This window comes from Streptomyces sp. NPDC043952, from assembly GCF_056435325.1.
Map to the genome: position 1 here is coordinate 68,701 of NZ_JBWKES010000003.1, position 19,776 is coordinate 88,476.

Sequence of the window (19,776 nt, forward strand, 5' to 3'; positions counted from 1 at the left end):
GCAGGCCGCACGGGTACCCGAGGCGCACAAGCCGACAGACGGGACCGAAGGAGGAAAACCGCATGACCAGCACCAGCGAGACCGGCCACCTCACCGGCACCCGCGACAAGGACTACAACCTGATCTGGTACGTCGAGTCGTGCCTGAACAACGCGCTGCGCCTGGAGACCTACATCCAGGACGCCGAGCGCGACGGCGACAACGAGACCGCGGAACTGTTCCGCAAGGCCCAGGCCGACAGCCGCAAGGGCGCCGAACTCGGCAAGCAGCTGCTGCGCGCGCGCCTCGGCGGCTGACCATCCCGCCGCGGAGCCGGGACGGGACCGTGAGCCCGTCCCGGCTTCAGGCTGCCCTGGTGTATCCGCGGGCGCGCACCAGCTCGTGGACGAGCCGGGTGAAGGCGCCGGTCGCCGCGCTGCGGTAGGCGTCGGCGCGGCCCAGAAGGGCGACCGTGCGGGCCGGCAGCGCGGGGTCGAGGGGCACGGGGGTGAGGCGGGGGTGGTCGTGGGTGATCGCGTCCGGCAGCACGGTGGCGAGAGGGGTGCGCTGCACGACTTCGGTCAGGGCCTGGATGGAGTTCGCCTCGACGGCGATGCGCGGGCTGACGCCGTGCCGCTCCAGGTACGCGTCGATATGGCCGCGGGTGGCGAAATCCCCGCTGAGCAGGGCGAGTTGACGCTCGGCGAGGGCGCGTACCGGCAGCGCGGCCGAACCGCCTCCCGGATCAGGGGAGTTGCCGGAGCCGCCGGTGACCAGGGTGAGCGTCTCGGTGAACAGATCGGTCGCGGTGATGCCGGGCAGGTGGGCGCCCCGGAAGGCGATGCCGAGGTCGAACTCGTCGGCCAGCAGCCCCGCTTCGATCCGGTCCTGGGTGGTCTCCCGCACGGTCAGCGTGATGCCGGGATGCCGGCCGTGCAGCTCGGCGGTGAGCGGGCCGACGAGATAGGCCGTGAAGGTGGGGGTGACCGCCAGCCGCAGCCGCCCGCGCGAGAGGTCGCGCACATCGTGGACGGCCCGCTCGGCGGCGGCGAGCTGGTGCAGCGCGGCGCGGGCGTGCTGGGCGTACGCCTCGCCCGCGTCGGTGAGGCGCACGGTGCGCCCGGTGCGGTCGAGCAGCTGGCTGCCGAGGGTCCGTTCGAGCTGCTTGATCTGCTGGGACAGCGTGGGCTGGGAGATGTGCAGCTCCTCGGCGGCACGGGTGAAGTTGCCGTGCTCGGCCACGGCGAGCAGATAGCGCAGATGACGCAGTTCCAGGGCCATGACCACGACTATAGACGGCATCAATAGCAGCGATGCCTAGTGCGTCTTGGACGCTATAGCCCGAGGTCATGCAGGGTGGTTCTCGCCGGGCCCGACGGGTCGGGCCGCCACGAAAGGGAGTCACCCATGCATGACCTCGCTCAGGGCGTCGCGCGCTTCCAGCAGGACGTCTTCCCCGCCAAGAGGGAGCTGTTCCACCGCCTGGCCGCGCACCACGCGCCGCACACGCTGTTCATCGGCTGCTCCGACGCCCGCGTCGTGCCCGAGCTGATCACCGGCTGCGAGCCCGGCGAGCTGTTCGTCATCCGCACCGCGGGCAACCTCGTCCCCGCCCGCACTCCGGGCGCCGACGGGGTCGCGGCGAGCATCGAGTACGCCGTCGGGACGCTCGGCGTGCGGGACATCGTCGTCTGCGGGCACTCCGCGTGCGGCGCGATGACCGCCCTCGCCCACGGGCACGACCTCGGCGGCGCCCCCGCGGTCGCCGACTGGCTGCGGCTCGCCGACACCTCGGTGGCCCGCACCCCCGGCGCGGCGGACGTGCCCGCCCTGGTCCGGCAGAACGTGCTGGCCCAGCTCGCCAACCTCGCCACCCATCCCAGCGTCGCCCGCGCCCTGGCGCGGCGGCAGCTCACGGTGCACGGCTGGGTCTTCGACATCGCCACCGGCCACGTCGAGGACCTCACCCCCGCCGCCCCGCTCGCGGCCTGATCCCTGCCGGCCCGGTCCGGTACCCACCCCATCCACACAGTGAGGAACAACCCCCCGTGATCCACGCCCAGTTCGACCCCACCGCCCGCCAGATCCTGGCCGCCGCCGCCGTCGAGGCCAAGACCCGCAAGAACCTCTCCTGGCAGCAGATCGCCGACGCCTGCGGCCTGTCGGTCGCCTTCACCACCGCCGCCGTCCTCGGCCAGCACGCCCTGCCCGCGCCCGCCGCCGGCGCCGTCGCCGAACTGCTCGGCCTCGACCAGGACGCCGCCCTGCTGCTGACCACCGTCCCCACCCGCGGCTCCATCCCCGGCACGGTCCCCACCGACCCGACGATCTACCGCTTCTACGAGATGCTCCAGGTCTACGGCACCACCCTCAAGGCCCTGGTCCACGAGGAGTTCGGCGACGGCATCATCTCCGCGATCAACTTCCGGCTCGACGTCAGGAAGGTCGCCGACCCCGAGGGCGGCGAGCGCGCCGTCATCACCCTGGACGGCAAGTACCTGCCGACCAAGCCCTTCTGACCCGCCCCGCCCGACCACCCAGGAGGACCGCGTGGACTTCGTGCAGCGCACCATCGACCTCGCCCGCCGCAATGTCGCCGAGGGCGGCCGCCCCTTCGCGACCGTCATCGTCAAGGACGGCGAGCTCCTCGCCGAGAGCCCCAACCGGGTCGCCCAGACCGGCGACCCCACCGCACACGCGGAGATCCTCGCCATCCGCGAGGCCTGCGTGAAGCTGGGCACCGAGCACCTGACCGGGACGACCATCTACGTCCTCGCCCACCCCTGCCCGATGTGCCTGGGCTCGCTGTACTACTGCTCGCCGGACGAGGTCGTTTTCCTCACCACCCGCGACGCCTACGCACCGCACTACGCCGACGACCGCAAATACTTCGAACTCGACACCTTCTACGAGGAGTTCGGCAAGAACTGGGACGAGCGCCGGCTGCCGATGCGGCACGAGCCGCGCGCGGACGCCGTGGAGGTCTACCGGATGTGGCAGCGCCGCAACGGCGGCGAGCGCTGCGTCACCGGCGCACCCACCGCCGGCTGACCGGCGCGCCGGACGGCGGAATCCGGGCGGCGGAATGCGGGCGGAGCGGCCCCTACGGCAGCGGCTGCTCCGCCCAGATGATCTTGCCGTTCGGCGTGTAGCGGGTGCCCCAGCGGTCGGCGACCTGCGCCACCAGGAACAGGCCCCGGCCGCCCTCGTCGGTGCTCGCCGCGTACCGCAGATGCGGGGAGGTCGTGCTGCGGTCGGAGACCTCGCAGATCAGGGTGCGGTCGCGCAGCAGCCGTACCCCGATCGGGGGCCGCCCGTAGCGGATGGCGTTGGTGACCAGCTCGCTGAGGATCAGCTCGGTCGCGAACGCCAGCTCGTCCAGGCCCCACGCGTCCAGCGTCCGGGTGACCGCGGAACGTACCTCGGAGACGGCAGCCGGATCGGACGGCACCTGCCACTCGGCCACCTGGTCCGGGCCCAGCACCCGCGTCCGGGCCACGATCAGCGCCACGTCGTCGCTCGGCCGGCCCGGCATCAGCTCCAGCACGGTACGGCAGGTCGACTCCGGGGAGCTGTCCGGTGTCCGGCGCAGCGCGTCGCCCAGCAGCTCCAGGCCGACGTCGATGTCCCGCTCCCGGTCCTCCACCAGGCCGTCCGTGTACAGCACCAGCCTGCTGCCCTCGTCCAGCTCCAGATCGACCGTCTCGAACGGCAGCCCGCCCAGACCCAGCGGCGGCCCGGCCGGCACCTCCGGGAACTCCACCCGCCCGTCGGGACGCGCCAGCGCGGGCGGCGGATGCCCCGCGCGGGCCATGGTGCACCGCCGCGACACCGGGTCGTACACCGCGTACAGGCAGGTCGCGCCGGTCACCGCGGCGCCCTCGTCCGGGTTCTCGTCCTGGTCGATCCGGCCCACCAGTTCGTCCAGCAGACCGAGCAGTTCATCGGGGGGCAGGTCCAGCGCGGAGAAGTTGTGCACGGCCGTGCGCAGCCGCCCCATGGTCGCCGCCGCGTGCAACCCGTGCCCCACCACATCGCCCACCACAAGCGCCACCCGCGCCCCGGACAGCGGCAGCACGTCGAACCAGTCGCCGCCCACCCCGGACTGCGCCGGCAGATACCGGTAGGCGATCTCCAGCGCCCCCTGCTCGGGCAGCGTCCGCGGCAGCAGGCTGCGCTGGAGCGTCACCGCCATGCTGTGCTCGCGCGTGTACCGGCGGGCGTTGTCGATGGACACCGCCGCCCGCGCCACCAGCTCCTCCGCGAGTGCCAGCTCCTCGGTGTCGAACGGCTGCGGCTTCTCCGCACGCCAGAAGTTCGCCACGCCGAGGACCAGGCTCCCGGCCCGCAGCGGCACGGTGATCAGCGAGTGGATGCCGTACTCCAGCACCTTGTCCGTGCGCTCCGGCTCCTGCGCCCGCCAGCCCGGCGCCTCGCGCAGCCGCGGCTCCACCACCGACCGCCCGGTCGTCAGGCTGTGGGCCTGCGGCGAGGTCGGCACGAACCGGATCCGGTGGTCCACCGGGTACAGCGGGGAGTCCTTGCGCACGCCCACACAGGCCACCCGGCGCAGATCGCTGCCGGGCCGCGGCTCCTCCCCGTTCAGCACCGGCTCGAACAGGTCCACGGTCGCGAAGTCCGCGAACCGGGGCACCGCCAGCTCCGCCAGTTCCCCGGCGGTGCGGGTCACGTCCAGGCTGGTGCCGATGCCCACCCCGGCGTCGTACAGCATGTTCAGCCGCTCCCGTGCCACCTCCGCCCGCCCGGACACCGCCCGCAGCTCGGTGGAGTCGCGCAGCGTGGCGACACTGCCGGCCGGGCCGCCGCGCAGCTCGGTGGGCCGCTGGTTGATCGCCAGGAGGCGGTCCTTGACCAGGTGCACCTCGTCCGTGGCCGACCGCCCGGAGGCCAGCAGCCGCGCCGTGTCGTCGTCCAGGCCCAGCTCCAGGACATGCCGGCGCTCGGCGTTCGCGGGCAGGTCCAGCAGGCGCTGCGCCTCGTCGTTGGCGAGCAGCAGCCGGCCGTCGCGGCCGACGATCAGCACCCCCTCCCGGACCGCGTGCAGCACCGCGTCGTGGTGCTCGTACATCCGGGTCATCTCGTACGGCCCGAGGCCGTGCGTCTGGCGCAGCAGCCGTCTGCTGACCAGCGCGGTGCCCGCGGTGGCCAGCGCGAGCGCCGCGGCGGCCGCGGCGAGCAGCAAGGGCAGCTGCTGGTCGGCGGCCCCGCCCACGTGCGCGGTGGTGATCCCGGCCGACACCAGCCCGACCACGGTGCCGTGCGTGTCCTTGACCGGGACCACGGTCTGCACCAGCGGGCCGAGCGTGCCGTTGACGGTCTCCACGACCGTGCCGCCGGCCACGGCCGGACCGATGGTGCCGACGAACTTCTTGCCTATGCGGTCGGGGTGGGGATGCGTGTAGCGGATGCCCTTCGTGCTCATGACGACGATGAAGTCCACGCCGGTCGCCTTGCGCGCGGCCTCGGCCTTCGGCTGGAGGACCGCCGTCGGATCCGGTGAGCGCAGCGCGGCGGCCGTGCCCGGCGCGTTGGCGAACGTCTGTGCCACGGCGAGGGAGCGGTTGCGGGCCTCGGTCTCGCTGTCGTGGCGCACCTGGAGCACCTGGGCCACCACCGCGGAGACCACCAGCAGCAGCACGATCACGACCTGGAGCACGAACACCTGGCCGGCGACGCTGCGCCCGGTCACCGCCGCCCACAGCATCCCCGGCCGGTCGCCGTTCGCACCGGGGCCGTCCGGCGGCGGGGCCAGTGGTGCGCGCGGGTGCCCGAAAGGTCGGGGCGGCCGGGACACTGGCCGGCCGGGCAGTCGCACCATGTGCCCATGTCTACACTGCCCGGCGCCATCAGGCGAGACCGTCACCCCGGTCGGCGGGCGCCGGGAAAGGCGGAGGAGACGCGCCGGGTGAAGCAGCGCGGCGAGCGGGCGCGGGGAGTCCCCCGGCCGGTCGCGGACGACCCGCGGGGCCCGGTCGGTGCGCCGCCGCCCGGACGCCGGCAGCCACCGCGGCAGGACTGGCCGGCTACCCACGGCGGGGCCTTCGCGCCAGCAGCAGGGCCACGTCGTCGGGGCGGGCGTCGGCGTGCCGGGCGGCGGCCGTGAGCCGGTCGGCGACCCCGGACAGGGTCAGGCCGTCGCGCCGCCCGGCGGCGGCGCCCGCCCGGTCCAGGGCCGCGCACAACTCGGCGATCCCGTCGTCGATGTCGGCACCCGCCCGCTCCACCAGCCCGTCCGTGTACAGCCCGAGAATCGCGTCCGGTTCGAGGACCAGCTCGGTCACCGGATAGCGCGCTCCGGGATCCACCCCGAGGACGACCCCGCCGGGCACGTCCAGCGGCCGGGCCCGGCCGCCGGGGGAGAGCAGCAGCGGCGGGGGATGGCCCGCGCGGGCGATCAGCGCCCGCCCGGTCGCCGGGTCCAGGCGCAGACAGCAGCAGCTGGCGAACTGGCCCGGATCGAGACCGATCAGCAGCTGGTTGGTGCCGCTGAGCACCTCGTCGGGCGGCCGGTCGCCCAGCGCGAACGCCCGGACCGCGCTGCGCAGCTGGCCCATCGTCGCCGCCGCCTGCACCCCGTGCCCCTGCACATCCCCGATGACCAGGGCGAGACCGTCCCCCGACTCCACCACGTCGTACCAGTCGCCGCCCACCTCCAGCCCTCGGGTGCCCGGCAGATAGCGGCCCGCCGTCTCCACTCCGGGATGCGCCGACAGCCGGCCCGGCAGCAGGGCCTGCTGGAGCCCGCGGGCGAGGGCCGCCTCGCTGTCGTAGCGCCGGGCCCGCTCCATCGCGTGCGCGATCAGCCCGGCGAGCGCGGTGAGCGCCGTACGCTCCTGCGCGCTGAAGCGGCGCGGGCCGTCGAAGCCGAGGACGCAGGAGCCGACCGGCCGGCCGGACGCGATCAGCGGCAGAAACGCCCGCGCTCCCTCCGCGGCGTCCATCGGCAGCCCCGGATAGGTCGCCGCGAGCTGCCCCATCGACTCGAAGAACAGCGGCCGCCCCGTCGCCAGGGTCTCCACGGCCGGGATCCGCGCATCCAGCGCCACCCCGTCGAACCGCTCCGGGAAGCCCGGCGGGAAGCCGGACTCCCACGCCAGGTGGAGCCGCCGTTCCTGGAGCAGGTAGATGGCCAGCCGGCGGCCCCCGAACACGGGCAGCAGCTCCCGCATCACCACCGCCGACACCTGCTGCGCCGTCACCGCGTCCGTCAGCGCGATGGCCAGCGCGATCGGGCGGTACGCCGCCGCCACCGGGGGACCGCCCGCCACCGGATGCACCGGCTGTCCCGGCTGTTCCGGCTGCCCCGGTGGCCACGGCCCGTCCGGCGCCGCCATCCGGCTGGCCGGGACGAGCGTGCAGGTCAGCAGGTCGGCACCGGGGTGCACCGACACCGCGAACCCGTCGTAACCGCCCGGCGCCCCGTCGGCGCCGCCCGGCCGCCGCACCTGGAAGTGCACCGGCTCCGGGGACAGCAGGGCGCCGCGCAGGTGATCGTCGTACGGCGGTCCGGTCAGCCACGGCAGCGCCTCCCACAGCGTCCGCCCGACCAGCGCCTCCCGCGGCCGGCCGGCGAACCGCGCCGCGGCCGCGTTGGCGTATCCGATCACGCCCAGCCGGTCCAGGGTGAACACGCCCTGCGGCAGCTGGTCGGCGGCCCCGTCGGCGAGGGCGGCCCGGCCGGGGTCGAACACCACCCCGCCGACCCGCGCCGCCGTGCCGCCGTGCCCGCCGATCCCCAGCGCGCCGCCGTCCCCCGCGGGCCACAGGTCCAGCAGCCGGGGCGCGCCGTCGGCCGCCCGCAGGCTCAGCGGGGCCGGCGGCTTTCCCGCGGCGGTGTCGCGCAGCGCGGCCAGCACCCGGTGGGTCTCCGCCGGGGCCAGCGCCTCGGCGAGCGCGGTGTCGGTGCCCGCGAAGTCGCCCGCCGCCAGGCCGAGCAGCGCGTGCAGCCGCTCGTCGGCGTGGACCGCGTGGGTGTCCGGGTCCCAGGTGAAGCGTCCGACGGCCGCCTGCGGGGGCCGGGTCGCGGGTGGCCGTACGCACTGCGGCTCCCCGTCCCAGACGATCGCGTCCGGGTCGCCGTCGGCGAGCGCGAGCAGTTCGGTGCCCAGGCCCTCGGCGAGCCTGGCCGGCAGCTCCGGGTCGAAGGGCTCGTCGTCCCCGTCGTCGCCGGTCGAGGGACGCAGCACCGTGAGCACCCCGAGCGGCCGGCCTCCGCCCGGCACCGGCAGGTGCGCCGAGGCGAAGGGGAAGGGCAGCCCCGCCGCGAACTGCGGGTAGCGGCGCACGGCCTCCGCCGCGTCCCGCAGCACCACGGCGGTTCCGAGCCGGTAGGCGTCGCAGACGGGGAAGGGGCGGTCCGCGTGCACCCGCCACCAGGGGCGGAAGAGGGGACCGGGGAGCCCGGCGAGGACGGCCAGGCGGAGGACGGCGGGCGCGTCGGCGGGACCGGCCGAGCGCAGATACACGCCCGCCACCCGGCCGCCCGCCGCGCGCAGCGCCGCGGTGGCGGCGTCCGCCAGCAGCGCGGCCAGCCGGGCCCGTGTACGGACCGCCCGCTCCCCGCTGCCCGCCATCGGCCCTACCTCGTCCCGTCCGCCGGGTGGATCACACAGCAAGAATGCGCCAGGGGGAGCACCGGGCGCACCCCGGCGGACGGCCGCGCGGCGGGGGCTCACACCGGTGCCTCACTCGGGTGGCGGCGCGGGGGAGCGGCTCCTAGTAATGGACTGCGTACCGCGCGTGCCGTGGTCGGGGGCGTCGGACGCGGCCGTACTCCCGCACTGGAGCCGAGATGACCACCCGATCTTCGTCCACCTGTCCCGACGTCTCCCTCATAGGCACGGCGCCGGCCACGCTCGGGGTCCGGGTGCCGCCGGTCCGGATCCTGACGCGGTCCGGGCCGCCGTCCGGGCCGGGGAACACGCGCACGCAGGGTGTGGGGGAGGGGCGGGGCGCGCGGTCCGGCCACGGGGAGAGCGGCCGGTACGAGGATCCGGTGATCGGCCTGGTTCGGGCGGCCGTCACCACCCGCCCGCTGGAAGACGTCGCCCGCCTCATCGCCCTGCTGGAAGGCTGCACCGAGCACGCGCCCGCCCTGGCCGAGGCGGTGCGGTCGGCGGGGCTCGACCGCTCGGTCGCGGACGTCACCCGACTGGCGGCCCTGCTCACCCGGCCCCCGAGGAATCCCGCCGGTGCCGACGCCGTGCTCCGCGTCGCCGCCGGGCAGCGCCCCGTGGACGAGGTCGGCACGCTGCTGCGGCTGCTGCACCGCGCCCCGCTGGAGCCGCGCTGCGGACGGACCGCCGTAACGGCCGCGGCCGGGGGCCGGACGGTCGAGGAACTGACGGAACTGATCGGCGGGTTGGCGGCGGGTGCGGGTGTGGCTGCGGGTGTGGCTGCGGGCGGGGGCGCGGAATCGGCTGCGGGTTCGTGTACGGCTGTGGCTGCTGCGGGTACGGACGGGGACGGGGACGGGGGCGCGGTCGCGGGTGGGGGTGCGGATCGGCAGGGGCGTGCGCTCGCGGCCGCTGCTCCGGAGCGCGCGGGCCCGAAACCGCCTCCTGCTCCGGAGGGCGAGCGCCCGAAAGCGCCCCCCGCTCCGGAGGACGCGCCCCCGAAGCCGCCCGAGGCCCCACCGCGCCGGGCGCCCCGGCTCAAGCTCCTCCGGCTCGAACCGGCGGCCTACAAGCTCCTCGCCCCCACCCGCACGCCCGTCCCGGCCCCGCCGCCGCACGCCCCCTCGCGTTCCCGCGCCGAGCTCGGTGTGCGCACGGCCGCCCTCCTGGTCTTCCTCTGCGGAGCCGCCCACGCGCCCCGCTACTGGGCCGGGCTGTCCCGCGGGCTCCTCGGTGCCACGCTCGTCGCCTCCGCGCTGTGCATGCTGCTGGGCCTCGCCCTGCCCACGCGGGCGCTGCATGCCCGGCTCGGCGCGGCGGCGGCCGCCCTCGTGGTCACGGCGGGGCTCGGCGCCGGACAACTGCTCGGCGGACGCTTCGGCCCGCCGGACCCGGCACGGCTGTGGGCGGCGACACTGGCCCCGCCCTGGCTCGCCGGTACGGCCGCCGGGGTGGCGGCGCTCGCGGCGCTCGCGGTGGTGGTGGCCGTACTGCTGGGGCTCGACGGACCCGACCGGCGCGGGAGTCGAGTCAGCGGGCGTCGGGCGCCAAGGGCCGCAGCACCAGGTGGCCGTCCGTCCGGGCGGCCACCATCGCGAACGGCATGCTGTCCGCGTCCAGGCACAGCTCGACGTCCTCCGGATGCACCCCCGGCCACCCCCGCCGCACCCCCTCGGTGAGTTCCGCCGCGGCGGCGGAGCGGCGGGCCCGTTCCAGATAGGGACCGGGATCGGTGTCGGCGGAGCGCACCAGGGCGGCGATGTACTCGGCGCAGGCCCGGTCCTCCTCGGCCCGCCCGTCCTCCCCGGTGACGACGAAGGTCACCGTCCGCGCCCCGGCCCGGCGCAGCACCCCGGCGGTCGCCCCGGCCACCAGGAAGCTCGCGCACAGCACGAGCCCGGCGTCCGCCACGGCCAGTGCCCCCGTCGTACCGGCGGTGGTCTTCTGCACGATCGTGCGGCCGCGCACGTCGAGCGAGCGCAGTCGCGCGGGCGAGTTGGCGAGGTCGAAGCCCGGCACCGGCGCCCCGTCCTGGAAGGCGAGCCGGCCCGGACCGCGGGCCTTCAGCGCCAGCGCCTCCTCCCGCGTCCGGGCGAACAAGATCCGCTCGGCACCACGGTGCAGCGCCGAGGCGGCCACGGTGAACGCGCGCATCACATCCACCACGACGGCGACGTCCGGGGCGGCGGGAGCGTCGGAGATCCCGGTGAACACGGTCCGCATCGCACCATGATCCGGTACCCGGCCGGTTCAGGGCAGCCGGGGGCCCTCCGGGCGCGCGGCGCGCATGCTGCGCAGGGCGAGCAGCAGGACGCCGATGTCGTCCAGGTAGACGGGGTCGGGCAGCAGATCGGCCGGGAGCAGCAGATACGCCACCGCGCCCCAGAACACCCAGCGCGGACCCGTGGGCAGCCCGGCCCGCAGCAGCGTCCGCCGGGTACGCACCAGGCGCACCAGCAGCGCGACGGCACCGGCGAACAGGCCGGCGGCGATGGCGGCGGCGAGGATCAGCAGCAGGGTGGTGGTGTCCATCGGGGCTCCTTGCGCGGCACGGGGGCCTTACGACGGCAGGTCGGGGGACGGCGGGTCCGCGCCGTCGGCGGTGTGCGCGGGGGCGGTCTTCGCCCGGCCGGAAAGACCGGGGAGACCGGGGAGCCGCAGTCGCTCGAACGTCCGGGTGAGCTGCTGGAGCGGTGCCGGCGCCTTGACGGCGGGCCGCTGCTGCGGCAGGGCGGGCGCCGGTACGTCACGGTAGGCGGCCAGCGCCTCCAGGGCCTGCTCGGCGGCCTGCTTGTACAGGTCCCGCGACTTCGTCATGGCCTCCAGCGCCTCGGCGTACATGGCGACGAGCCGCCGTTCCCGGTCCAGCTCCTCCTGGTGGGTCATCAGGGTCCAGTTGTCCCTGAGGTCCGCCAACGCCTCGGCCGCCTCCTGTGGCGCGGGCCGGGGCAGCGCGACGAAGTGCCGCAGCGCGGCGAGGAGTTCCGGCGGCTCGGAGCCGTCCAGGAAGACGCTGCGCACCCGGTGCGGCTCGCCGTCGTAGTCCTCCGGGGCCGGGTTCGGCGGCAGGAGTACGGCGCCGCCGCGCGGTACCTCGACGCCGAGGTCCTTCAACGCCCAGTTGACGCCGCGCAGTTGGTGCGGGGCGGCGCGGTGCTCGACCACGCGGTGCCTGAGGCCGGGCGGCAGCAGCCGGGCGAGCGGCAGTTTGCCCTGCTCGTCGGGCGTCATGGCCTCGTGTACGACCAGATTGACGCACCAGGCCTCACGGGCCGCTTCCCGCAGCCGCCGGCGCATCTCCTTGTCGTCCGCGGGCAGCACGTTGACCTGCCGGAAGCGCAGGCCCGCGACCGTGGGGTGGTGGTCCCAGGAGCCGTCGTCGCCGGTGCCGCCCTCGGGCCAGAACAGCGTGGCGGGCGAGGGCCAGCCGTCGTCCCAGGGCCGCTCGGCCTCCGCGACGAGCCGCCACTCGTGCCCCTGCGGCTTGCCGTGCCGGGGTACGAGGGTGAGCCGGGCCCGCACGGTCGCCGTGCCGCCCGCCCGCCAGCGGGCCTCGAAGACCGTGGGCGCCGCGTCGCCGCCGGAGGCGTCCTCGGACGCGGGGGGCTCCGCGAAGTCGTCGATGTCCCCGCTCTCCTTGTGCCGGCGCAGGGTGCGGCGGACGACGTCGTCGGGGGCGGGTCCGGTGTGACGGCCGCGGGCCGCCCAGACGGACTGCGGAAGGGGGGCGCGGTCGGTGGCGGAGTTCGACATAGGCCAATCTGCTGATGGGGGCGGGTGCGCCTTCCAGTATCACCGCTCGCCGCGGCGAAACGTAGACGGCCCGGCACCCGCGCGCGGCGCGGGTCCCTGCCGGGGGTCGCGCGGGAGTCTTCGCCCGGCGCGCGCGAGCCGCTTCCACCGGGGCGCGCGACTCGCCCGCGCCGTGCGACGCGCGCCGGTGCGCGCCCGCGCCCCGCACACGCGAAGTGTCCGGGCCATGAGCGCGGGGCGGTCGGCGTGTGCGCCGGGCCGTCCTTGCGGACCTTTCGGACACGTCGGCTTCTCGGCCGACGGCAGGGCGATCTTCCGGGGGCGCGGGGAACTGCGCGACCAGCCACGACGAGCCCGCACCGCACCCCCGCGAGCCCGCACCGCACCCCTGCCACCAGCCGCCCGCCCGCGTGCCACCCACCCACGGCGGCCGAGGCTCAACCCCCTTCGAACTCAGCCCTTTCGAGCCCAGCCCCGGCCAGGGCGGTGCGCGGAGCGCTCACGCGCCGCTCTCGCGCAGCATGTCCTCCCGCTCGACGATCTTCACGCGCTCGCGGCCCTGTGGCTCGCCCAGGGCGCGCTCGGCGGCGTCGAGGCGGTACCAGCCCTCCCACGTGGTGTAGCGGACCTCCCGCTCGGTGAGGAAGGCGTCGACGGCCTCCGGCGCGGGCGAGGCGGGGGTGTGCAGCCGGCCCTCCGCGTGGTCGGCGAGCAGGTTGGCCACCGTCTCGTTGGCGTCGCCCTTGGTGTGGCCGATGAGACCGACGGGGCCGCGCCGGATCCAGCCGGTGACGTAGGTGGACGTCAGGTGCGTGCCGCCCTCCTCGATGACCCGGCCGCCCTCGTCCGGGACGGTGCCCGAGGCGAGGTCCCAGGGCAGCTTGGGCAGCTTCTCGGAGAGGTAGCCGACCGCGCGGTAGACGGCGGTGACGTCCCAGTCCTTGAACTCGCCGGTGCCCTTGACGTTGCCGGTGCCGTCGAGGGCGGTGCGCTCGGTGCGCAGCCCGACGACCTTGCCGTCCTCGCCGAGGATCTCCGCGGGGGACTCGAAGAAGTGCAGGAACAGCTTGTGCGGCCGGTCGCCGACGTCCCGGATCGCCCAGTTCTCCAGCGTCTTGGCGACCATGTCGGCCTGCTTGTTGCCGCGCCGGGTCTCGATCGAACCGGCGTCGTAGTCGATGTCCTCCGGGTCGACGATGACCTCGATGTTGGGGGAGTGGTCCAGCTCGCGCAGCTCCATCGGACTGAACTTCGCCTGCGCCGGGCCCCGGCGGCCGAAGACGTGGATCTCCAGGGCCTTGTTGGCCTTCAGACCGTCGTAGACGTTCTGCGGGATCTCGGTCGGCAGCAGCTCGTCCGCGGTCTTGGCGAGGATGCGGGCCACGTCCAGGGCCACGTTGCCGACGCCGAGCACCGCGACCTTCTCGGCCTCCAGCGGCCAGGTGCGCGGCACGTCCGGGTGGCCGTCGTACCAGGAGACGAAGTCGGCGGCGCCGTAGGAGCCGTCCAGGTCGATGCCGGGTATGGACAGCGCGCGGTCGGCCATGGCGCCGGTGGAGAAGATCACCGCGTCGTAGAAGGTGCGCAGGTCGTCCAGGCTGATGTCCGTCGGGTAGTCGACGTTGCCGAACAGGCGGATCTGCGGCTTGTCCAGCACCTGGTGCAGGGCGGTGACGATGCCCTTGATGCGCGGGTGGTCCGGCGCGACACCGTAGCGGATCAGGCCGAAGGGGGCGGGCATGCGCTCGAAGAGGTCGATGGACACGCCGGGGTCGGCGGCCACCTCGGACTTGAGCAGGGCGTCGGCGGCGTAGATCCCGGCGGGGCCGGCTCCGACGATGGCTACCCGCAGGGGGCGCGGCATGATCAGGTTCCCTTCGAGTGAAACAGTCGACTCGATCGGGAAGCCTAAGCTAAGGCAGACCTAAGTTGGTACGCGGGTCCCGCCTATGACCTCATAAGGGCATCTTATGACCTCTCCAGGGGTGCCTTATGGCGCCCCTGGAGGACCCCGCCCGGATCCCGGATCACTCCGGATGTGTCAGGGCCTCCTTCTGGAGCTGGACCGCGGCGAGCAGGCTCAGCCTCGGTTCCGCCTGGCGCAGTGCCTTCGTCGCCGCGACCGAGGAGAGGTCCCCCGTGAAGCCGACGGATGCCAGCCGGCCGCGGGTCCAGTCGGCGCGCAGCTCTGCCTCGGTGGCCTCCGCGGTCGACTCGACCAGCGCGACGGCCCGTTCGAGACCCGGCCGCTCCTCCGCCGGCGCCTCCGCCAGCGCCCCGCGCAGCGCCGCGGCCACCACGTCCGCGTCCCGGATGACCAGCACGTGGCTGTGCTTCCTGTTCAGACCCGCGATTCCCGTCATGGTCATCATCCTGGACGCCAACCGCCCGGTGGACCAAGCGGCTTGAGGAAGACCAGAGGCTACGGCGCGGACCGCCGGCAGTGCAGGAACAGGTGCGGCTCCGGTACGGCCGCGGGGTGCGCCGGCGCGAACTGCGCGTGCTCCTCGGCCAGTACGGCGAGACCGGCCCGGCCCGCCATCTCCCTGAACGCGTCCGCGCCGAAGCTCGTGACCCGCACCGGCTGCCCCATGAACAGCCCCTCGGCGCCCTCGATGTCCACGGGCACGGTCGCCAGCACCACGAACCCGCCGGGCCGTACCGCCCGCGCGAGCCGGCCCACCACGGCCTCCTGCTCGGCCCGGTCCATCTGGAGCAGCGAGAAGTAGGCGCAGGCCGCGTCGAACGCCCCCTCCTCCAGCGGGAGTTCGCGGATGTCGGCCCGGCGGAACTCGGCCCCCGGCACCTGCCGCGCGGCCAGCTCGACCATCACCGGGGACACATCGACGCCGAGCACCCGGTGCCCCGCCGCCGCGAGCGTCTCGGCCGTCGGCCGCCCGGTCCCGCAGCCCGCGTCCAGCACCCGGCTGCCCGGTGCCAGCCGCTCCAGCAGCCACCGCAGGGACGCCTGGTGCGCCGCGGAGGAGGCGAACGCCCGCTCGTAGTCGAGACCCAGCGCGTCGAACACCACGGCCGCCGGCACCCGGCGCTCGTCCTCGCCCACCACGGCTCCTCCCGTCGCGCGGCACCGGCCCGCGCGCCACCGCGCCGCGCGGCACCGACGTGTACGGCACCGACGCGCAGGGCGCCGACGTGTTCGGCACCGACGTGTATGGCGGCAACGTGTACGGCACCGCCGCCCGGCATCCTCGTACCCCGCGCGGCACGCCACAACGGCGAGCGGCGAAGCCCCGTTTGCGCACCGCGCGTCCGACCCGGCAGGGTGCGGGTGTGCCCACCTTGCTGATCGTCCACCACACCCCCTCGCCCAACTGCCAGGCCCTGTTCGAGGCCGCCGTCTCCGGCGCCACGGCACCCGAGATCGAGGGCGTCCGGGTCGTGCGCCGCGCGGCCCTCGCGGCCACCGCCGCCGACGTCCTCGAAGCCGACGGCTACCTGCTCGGCACCCCCGCCAACCTCGGCTACCTCTCCGGCGCCCTCAAACACTTCTTCGACCAGATCTACTACCCCTGCCTGGACGAGACCCGCGGCCGCCCCTTCGGCTACTACGTCCACGGCGGCAACGACGTCACCGGCGCGGTGCGCGCCCTCGACACCATCACCACCGGCCTCGGCTGGCGCCGCGCGGCCGAACCGGTCACCGTCACGGGTGAACCCGGCCGGGCCGACACGGAGGCCTGCTGGGAACTCGGCGCCACCCTCGCGGCGGGCCTGTCCGCCTGAACCGGCCACTCGCGCCCATGGGAGACGGGCTCGTACGACGTGCAGGAGCAGCCGGATAGGGTGGTGCGCCAAACCCCACGACTACAGGGGTGGGAGAGCCGGCGGACCGGCGAGAGGGGGGGGCGGATGCGCGAGCGAGGGAGCGGGACGGCCGGGGAGCCGTCCGGCCGCAGGGCGCGCGGCGAACTGGAGAGCGGCGTGCCGGCCGTGCTCCGAGAAGGAGACCTCCCTCTTCCGGGCCGCGGACCGGCCGCTGACCGCCCGGCAGGTCCTGGACGCGCTGCCCGGCGACCTGGCGTACACCACGGTGCTGACCATCCTGTCCCGCCTGTACGACAAGGGCATGCTGGTCCGGCACCGCGAGGGCCGCGGCCACGCCTACGCCCCCGCGCGGGGCGAGGCGTCCGACACCGCCGCCCGGATGCGCACCCAGCCGGACCGCGGCCAGGACCGGAAGGCGGTACTCGCCCGGTTCGTCTCCGGACTCTTCGCCGAGGACGAGCAGATGCTCCAGCGGCTGCTCACCGGGCCCGGCCAGGACCGCCCCGCCGGGGAGCCGTGACCGGGTGACCTTCACCGTCTACGTACCGCTGCTGGTGACCGTCGTCCTCGCCGTGCTCGCCCCGCGCGCCGCCCGCCGGCTGCCGCCCCGCGCCGCCGCCCGCTCCCTGGCCTGCGCCGCGACGGTCACCGCGGGCGGCTGGCTCGGCTCGCTCGCGCTGCTGGCCTTCACCGGGCTCGCCCAGATTCCCGAGGTCGCCGAGCAGGGCCACTGGTCGGTGGCCGCGCTGCGTGCCGCCGATCCGGTCTCCCTCGCCGTCGCGGTACTCGGCGCGCTCGGCCTGGCCGCCGGGACCGGCTCGCTCGCCGTGGCCGCCGTACGGACGACCCGGCACCTGCGGTGGGCCCGGCGGGAGGCCGCGGCGCTGCCCGGCGGCACCGAGCTGGCCGTCCTCGACGAGGAGATGCCGCGGGCCTTCGCGCTGCCCGGCGCGCCCGGCCGGATCGTGGTCTCCCGCGGCATGCTGCGCTGCCTGGGCGACGACGAGCGCGCCGCCCTGCTCGCCCACGAACGCGCCCATCTGCGCGGCCGGCACCACCTCTACCTCGCCCTGTGGCGGCTTGCCGCCGCCGTCACCCCGCTGCTGCGACCGCTCGCCGACGCGGGCGGCTTCGTCCTGGAACGCTGGGCCGACGAGGCCGCCGCCGCGCACGTGGGCAGCCGGGCGGTGGTCGCCCGCGCCGTCGGCCGCGCCGCCCTGGCCACCGCCGCCGCCAAGGACCGGCCCGCGCTGGCCGCGACCGCCGGGCCCGTGCCGCAGCGGGTACGCGCCCTGCTGGCCCCGCCCCCGCCGCCGCGCGCCCTGCCGGTCGTGGCCGGCGCCGCGCTGCTCGCGCTGTGCTGCGCCAGCCTCGCCGAGGCCGCCTCCGACAGCGAGCGGATGGTCGTCACCGCGCGCACGGCCGAGCGCGCCACGGCCACCGCCACCCCCGCTGCCGCCGGCCCGGACGCCCATGTGAGCGCCCGCGTGGGCGGCGCGGCGCGCCGGCATCACCACCGCGGCCCGCACCGGCGCGGCGGATCGGCGTAATACCCCCCTGTACCACCCCCTCTGCCCCGTTCAGCCCCCATCACCACGGGTTCACGGGGTTTCGGCGCCTAGCGTGGCGGATGAGACGTCAGACGTGACGGACGCCGCCGCCCGTGAGGGCGCGACGGACGCCGCGGTCCGCGAAAGAGGGAGCCCGCATGATCGAGGCACGACGACTGACCAAGAGATACGGCGAGAAGACGGCGGTCGACGCACTGGACTTCGTCGTCGAACCCGGCACCGTCACCGGGTTCCTGGGCCCGAACGGCGCCGGGAAGTCCACCACCATGCGCATGATCGTCGGCCTCGACGCCCCGACGAGCGGCTCCGTCACCGTCAACGGCCGCCGCTACGCCGGCCACCGCGCCCCGCTCCAGGAGGTCGGCGCCCTGCTGGAGGCCAGGTCCGTGCACCCCGGCCGCTCGGCCTACCAGCATCTGCGGGCGCTCGCGCTGACCCACGGCATCCCGCGCCGCCGCGTCGAGGAGGTCATCGAACTCGCCGGGCTCGGCAGCGTCGCGGACAAGCGGGCCGGCTCGTTCTCGCTCGGCATGGGCCAGCGGCTCGGCATCGCCGCGGCCCTGCTCGGCGACCCGCGCACGGTGATGCTGGACGAGCCGGTCAACGGCCTCGACCCCGAGGGCGTCCTGTGGATCCGCAACCTGCTCACCTCGCTCGCCGCCGAGGGCCGGACGGTCTTCGTCTCCTCCCACCTGATGAGCGAGGTCGCCCAGGTCGCGGACCATCTCATCGTCGTGGGCCGGGGGCGGCTGCTCGCCGACACGACCGTGCGGGAGCTGGTGCGCGCGGCGGGCGGGGACACCGTACGGGTCGCCACCGAAGATCCGGGGCGGCTGCGGGAGGTGCTCGCCGGGCCGGGCGTGGAGATCAACGGACGGGTCGGCTCGGAGGAGCTCCAGGTCAGCGGGGTGAGCGCCCGGCAGATCGGGCTGACGGCCGCCGAGCACGGCATCCCCCTGTTCGAACTGAGCACCAGGGCGGTGACGCTGGAGTCGGCCTTCATGGAACTGACCAGGGACGCCGTCGAGTACCACGGCACCACGACCGGCACCGACGCCGCCGTGGTCACGGCCGGCACCGACCGCACCGGGAGCGCCGCATGAGCACCCTCACCGAATCCGCCCCGGCCGCGGGGAACACCGGGGCCGCGCCCGGCCGCCCCGCCTACCGGGTGACCGGGCGCCGCGTCCTCGCCTCCGAGTGGGCCAAACTCTGGTCCTTGCGCTCCACTTGGATCACCCTCGGCCTGGGACTGCTGTTCCTCGTCGTCTTCGGCGTCATCGCCGCCTACCGCTTCCGCTCCATGACCGGCTCGCCCCGCATGGACAAGGACTTCGCCCGCTCCACGGCCCTCAGCCTCTCCCTCTTCGGCGCCAACTTCGCCCAACTCGCCCTCGGTGTCCTGGGCGTGCTGGTCACGGCGGGGGAGTACTCCACCGGCATGATCCGCTCCACCATGGCGGCGGTGCCCCGCCGGCTGCCCGTGCTGTGGTCCAAGGCGGCGGTGTACGGTCTGGTCGCGCTGGTCCTCGGCACGGCCGGCGCGTTCGCCGCCTTCCTCGCCGGCAGCCGGATCGTCTCGGACACGTCCGCCGCCCTGACGATCGGTCAAGCGGGCGTCGTACGGGGCCTGTTGGGCGCCGGGCTCTACCTCGGCCTCGTCGGCGTCATCGGTACGGCCCTGGGCGCGCTGCTGCGCTCGGTGGCCGGCGGCATCTCCGTCCTCGTCGCCACCTTCATGCTCGTCCCCGGCCTCGCCTCCCTGCTGCCCAGCTCCTGGCAGGACGACATCGGTCCCTATCTGCCGAGCAACGCGGGCCAGGCGATGTACGCCCTCACGCACGACACCACCGCGCTGTCTCCCGGAGCCGGGCTGCTGGTCTTCCTCGGCTGGACCGCGCTGGCGCTGGCCGGGGCGGCCTACCGGCTGCGGCGGGGGGACGTCTGACCGACGCGGACACGGGCGCCGGACACCGGGCCCCGGCGCCCGTCCAGCCCGGCCCACGTGACCGCCGTACCCCCAGGCCCCCCCGATGGCCGCCGTACCCCCA

General features: G+C 75.2%; 18 protein-coding genes. 9 read left to right on the top strand and 9 right to left on the bottom strand.

The window, feature by feature from the left end; all coding sequences use genetic code 11:
• Positions 1-62: 62 nt before the first annotated feature.
• Positions 63-296, top strand: a complete 234-nt coding sequence (locus AC069R_RS04115; protein ID WP_478764335.1) for a hypothetical protein — start codon at positions 63-65, stop codon at positions 294-296.
• 46 nt (positions 297-342) lie between these two features.
• Here the strand turns inward: AC069R_RS04115 and cynR are convergent, their stop codons facing one another.
• A complete protein-coding gene (gene cynR, locus AC069R_RS04120) occupies positions 343-1,260 on the bottom strand; it encodes a transcriptional regulator CynR (RefSeq protein ID WP_478764337.1) in 918 nt (305 codons plus the stop codon).
• A gap of 126 nt (positions 1,261-1,386) precedes the next feature.
• Here cynR and AC069R_RS04125 point away from each other — a divergent pair, with 126 nt between their 5' ends.
• The 3 genes from AC069R_RS04125 to AC069R_RS04135 are packed head-to-tail and all read left to right on the top strand — an operon-like array spanning position 1,387 to position 3,030.
• Positions 1,387-1,971 carry a carbonic anhydrase gene (locus AC069R_RS04125; protein WP_478764339.1) on the top strand — a complete coding sequence of 195 codons (585 nt, stop codon included), beginning with the start codon at positions 1,387-1,389 and terminating at the stop codon, positions 1,969-1,971.
• 56 nt (positions 1,972-2,027) lie between these two features.
• Positions 2,028-2,498 (top strand): cyanase, encoded by a 471-nt coding sequence (gene cynS, locus AC069R_RS04130; protein WP_478764341.1) that lies wholly within the window; start codon positions 2,028-2,030, stop codon positions 2,496-2,498.
• Between the two features lie 31 nt (positions 2,499-2,529).
• Complete coding sequence (locus tag AC069R_RS04135; RefSeq protein WP_478764343.1) at positions 2,530-3,030, top strand: nucleoside deaminase; 501 nt, start codon at positions 2,530-2,532, stop codon at positions 3,028-3,030.
• A 52-nt stretch (positions 3,031-3,082) separates the two neighbouring features.
• On the opposite strand, the gene AC069R_RS04140 is transcribed toward AC069R_RS04135, so the two are convergent.
• The 8 genes from AC069R_RS04140 to AC069R_RS04175 all read right to left on the bottom strand — a co-directional run bounded on the left by AC069R_RS04140 (position 3,083) and on the right by AC069R_RS04175 (position 15,432).
• Positions 3,083-5,704, bottom strand: coding sequence for a SpoIIE family protein phosphatase (locus AC069R_RS04140; RefSeq protein ID WP_478764744.1), 2,622 nt, complete (start codon positions 5,702-5,704; stop codon positions 3,083-3,085).
• Between the two features lie 319 nt (positions 5,705-6,023).
• A complete protein-coding gene (locus AC069R_RS04145) occupies positions 6,024-8,573 on the bottom strand; it encodes a SpoIIE family protein phosphatase (protein ID WP_478764345.1) in 2,550 nt (849 codons plus the stop codon).
• A gap of 1,572 nt (positions 8,574-10,145) precedes the next feature.
• Positions 10,146-10,838 (bottom strand): 2-phosphosulfolactate phosphatase, encoded by a 693-nt coding sequence (locus AC069R_RS04150; RefSeq protein WP_478764347.1) that lies wholly within the window; start codon positions 10,836-10,838, stop codon positions 10,146-10,148.
• A gap of 27 nt (positions 10,839-10,865) precedes the next feature.
• On the bottom strand, positions 10,866-11,147 hold the full coding sequence (locus AC069R_RS04155; protein WP_478764349.1) for a DUF1232 domain-containing protein: 282 nt from the start codon (positions 11,145-11,147) through the stop codon (positions 10,866-10,868).
• Between the two features lie 27 nt (positions 11,148-11,174).
• The gene (locus AC069R_RS04160) at positions 11,175-12,368 is read right to left on the bottom strand and encodes a hypothetical protein (protein ID WP_478764351.1); all 1,194 of its coding nucleotides are present in this window, start codon (positions 12,366-12,368) and stop codon (positions 11,175-11,177) included.
• Between the two features lie 499 nt (positions 12,369-12,867).
• Entirely contained in the window at positions 12,868-14,232 is a 1,365-nt protein-coding gene (locus AC069R_RS04165; RefSeq protein ID WP_478764353.1) for an FAD-dependent oxidoreductase, read from the bottom strand.
• A 163-nt stretch (positions 14,233-14,395) separates the two neighbouring features.
• Entirely contained in the window at positions 14,396-14,731 is a 336-nt protein-coding gene (locus tag AC069R_RS04170; RefSeq protein WP_478764355.1) for a hypothetical protein, read from the bottom strand.
• A gap of 59 nt (positions 14,732-14,790) precedes the next feature.
• Positions 14,791-15,432 carry a class I SAM-dependent methyltransferase gene (locus AC069R_RS04175; protein WP_478764357.1) on the bottom strand — a complete coding sequence of 214 codons (642 nt, stop codon included), beginning with the start codon at positions 15,430-15,432 and terminating at the stop codon, positions 14,791-14,793.
• 227 nt (positions 15,433-15,659) lie between these two features.
• Between AC069R_RS04175 and AC069R_RS04180 the strand changes: the two genes are divergently transcribed.
• The 5 genes from AC069R_RS04180 (at position 15,660) to AC069R_RS04200 (ending at position 19,673) form a co-directional block, all read left to right on the top strand.
• On the top strand, positions 15,660-16,112 hold the full coding sequence (locus AC069R_RS04180; protein WP_478764359.1) for a flavodoxin family protein: 453 nt from the start codon (positions 15,660-15,662) through the stop codon (positions 16,110-16,112).
• A gap of 307 nt (positions 16,113-16,419) precedes the next feature.
• On the top strand, positions 16,420-16,674 hold the full coding sequence (locus AC069R_RS04185; protein WP_478764360.1) for a BlaI/MecI/CopY family transcriptional regulator: 255 nt from the start codon (positions 16,420-16,422) through the stop codon (positions 16,672-16,674).
• Between the two features lie 4 nt (positions 16,675-16,678).
• The gene (locus tag AC069R_RS04190; protein ID WP_478764362.1) at positions 16,679-17,704 is read left to right on the top strand and encodes a M56 family metallopeptidase; all 1,026 of its coding nucleotides are present in this window, start codon (positions 16,679-16,681) and stop codon (positions 17,702-17,704) included.
• 158 nt (positions 17,705-17,862) lie between these two features.
• Positions 17,863-18,828 carry an ABC transporter ATP-binding protein gene (locus tag AC069R_RS04195; RefSeq protein WP_478764364.1) on the top strand — a complete coding sequence of 322 codons (966 nt, stop codon included), beginning with the start codon at positions 17,863-17,865 and terminating at the stop codon, positions 18,826-18,828.
• A complete protein-coding gene (locus AC069R_RS04200) occupies positions 18,825-19,673 on the top strand; it encodes an ABC transporter permease (protein ID WP_478764366.1) in 849 nt (282 codons plus the stop codon). The genes AC069R_RS04195 and AC069R_RS04200 overlap by 4 nt, the downstream gene beginning before the upstream one ends.
• Positions 19,674-19,776: the final 103 nt, after the last annotated feature.

What these genes read in the sequence shown, in the direction of transcription:
- AC069R_RS04145 (WP_478764345.1), bottom strand. Translation starts at nt 8,573, where the DNA reads ATGGCGGGCAGCGGGGAGCGGGCGGTCCGTACACGGGCCCGGCTGGCC.
- AC069R_RS04115 (WP_478764335.1), top strand. Translation starts at nt 63, where the DNA reads ATGACCAGCACCAGCGAGACCGGCCACCTCACCGGCACCCGCGACAAG.
- AC069R_RS04195 (WP_478764364.1), top strand. Translation starts at nt 17,863, where the DNA reads ATGATCGAGGCACGACGACTGACCAAGAGATACGGCGAGAAGACGGCG.
- AC069R_RS04140 (WP_478764744.1), bottom strand. Translation starts at nt 5,704, where the DNA reads ATGCTGTGGGCGGCGGTGACCGGGCGCAGCGTCGCCGGCCAGGTGTTC.
- AC069R_RS04155 (WP_478764349.1), bottom strand. Translation starts at nt 11,147, where the DNA reads ATGGACACCACCACCCTGCTGCTGATCCTCGCCGCCGCCATCGCCGCC.
- AC069R_RS04160 (WP_478764351.1), bottom strand. Translation starts at nt 12,368, where the DNA reads ATGTCGAACTCCGCCACCGACCGCGCCCCCCTTCCGCAGTCCGTCTGG.
- cynR (WP_478764337.1), bottom strand. Translation starts at nt 1,260, where the DNA reads ATGGCCCTGGAACTGCGTCATCTGCGCTATCTGCTCGCCGTGGCCGAG.
- AC069R_RS04200 (WP_478764366.1), top strand. Translation starts at nt 18,825, where the DNA reads ATGAGCACCCTCACCGAATCCGCCCCGGCCGCGGGGAACACCGGGGCC.
- AC069R_RS04125 (WP_478764339.1), top strand. Translation starts at nt 1,387, where the DNA reads ATGCATGACCTCGCTCAGGGCGTCGCGCGCTTCCAGCAGGACGTCTTC.
- AC069R_RS04165 (WP_478764353.1), bottom strand. Translation starts at nt 14,232, where the DNA reads ATGCCGCGCCCCCTGCGGGTAGCCATCGTCGGAGCCGGCCCCGCCGGG.
- AC069R_RS04170 (WP_478764355.1), bottom strand. Translation starts at nt 14,731, where the DNA reads ATGACGGGAATCGCGGGTCTGAACAGGAAGCACAGCCACGTGCTGGTC.
- AC069R_RS04150 (WP_478764347.1), bottom strand. Translation starts at nt 10,838, where the DNA reads ATGCGGACCGTGTTCACCGGGATCTCCGACGCTCCCGCCGCCCCGGAC.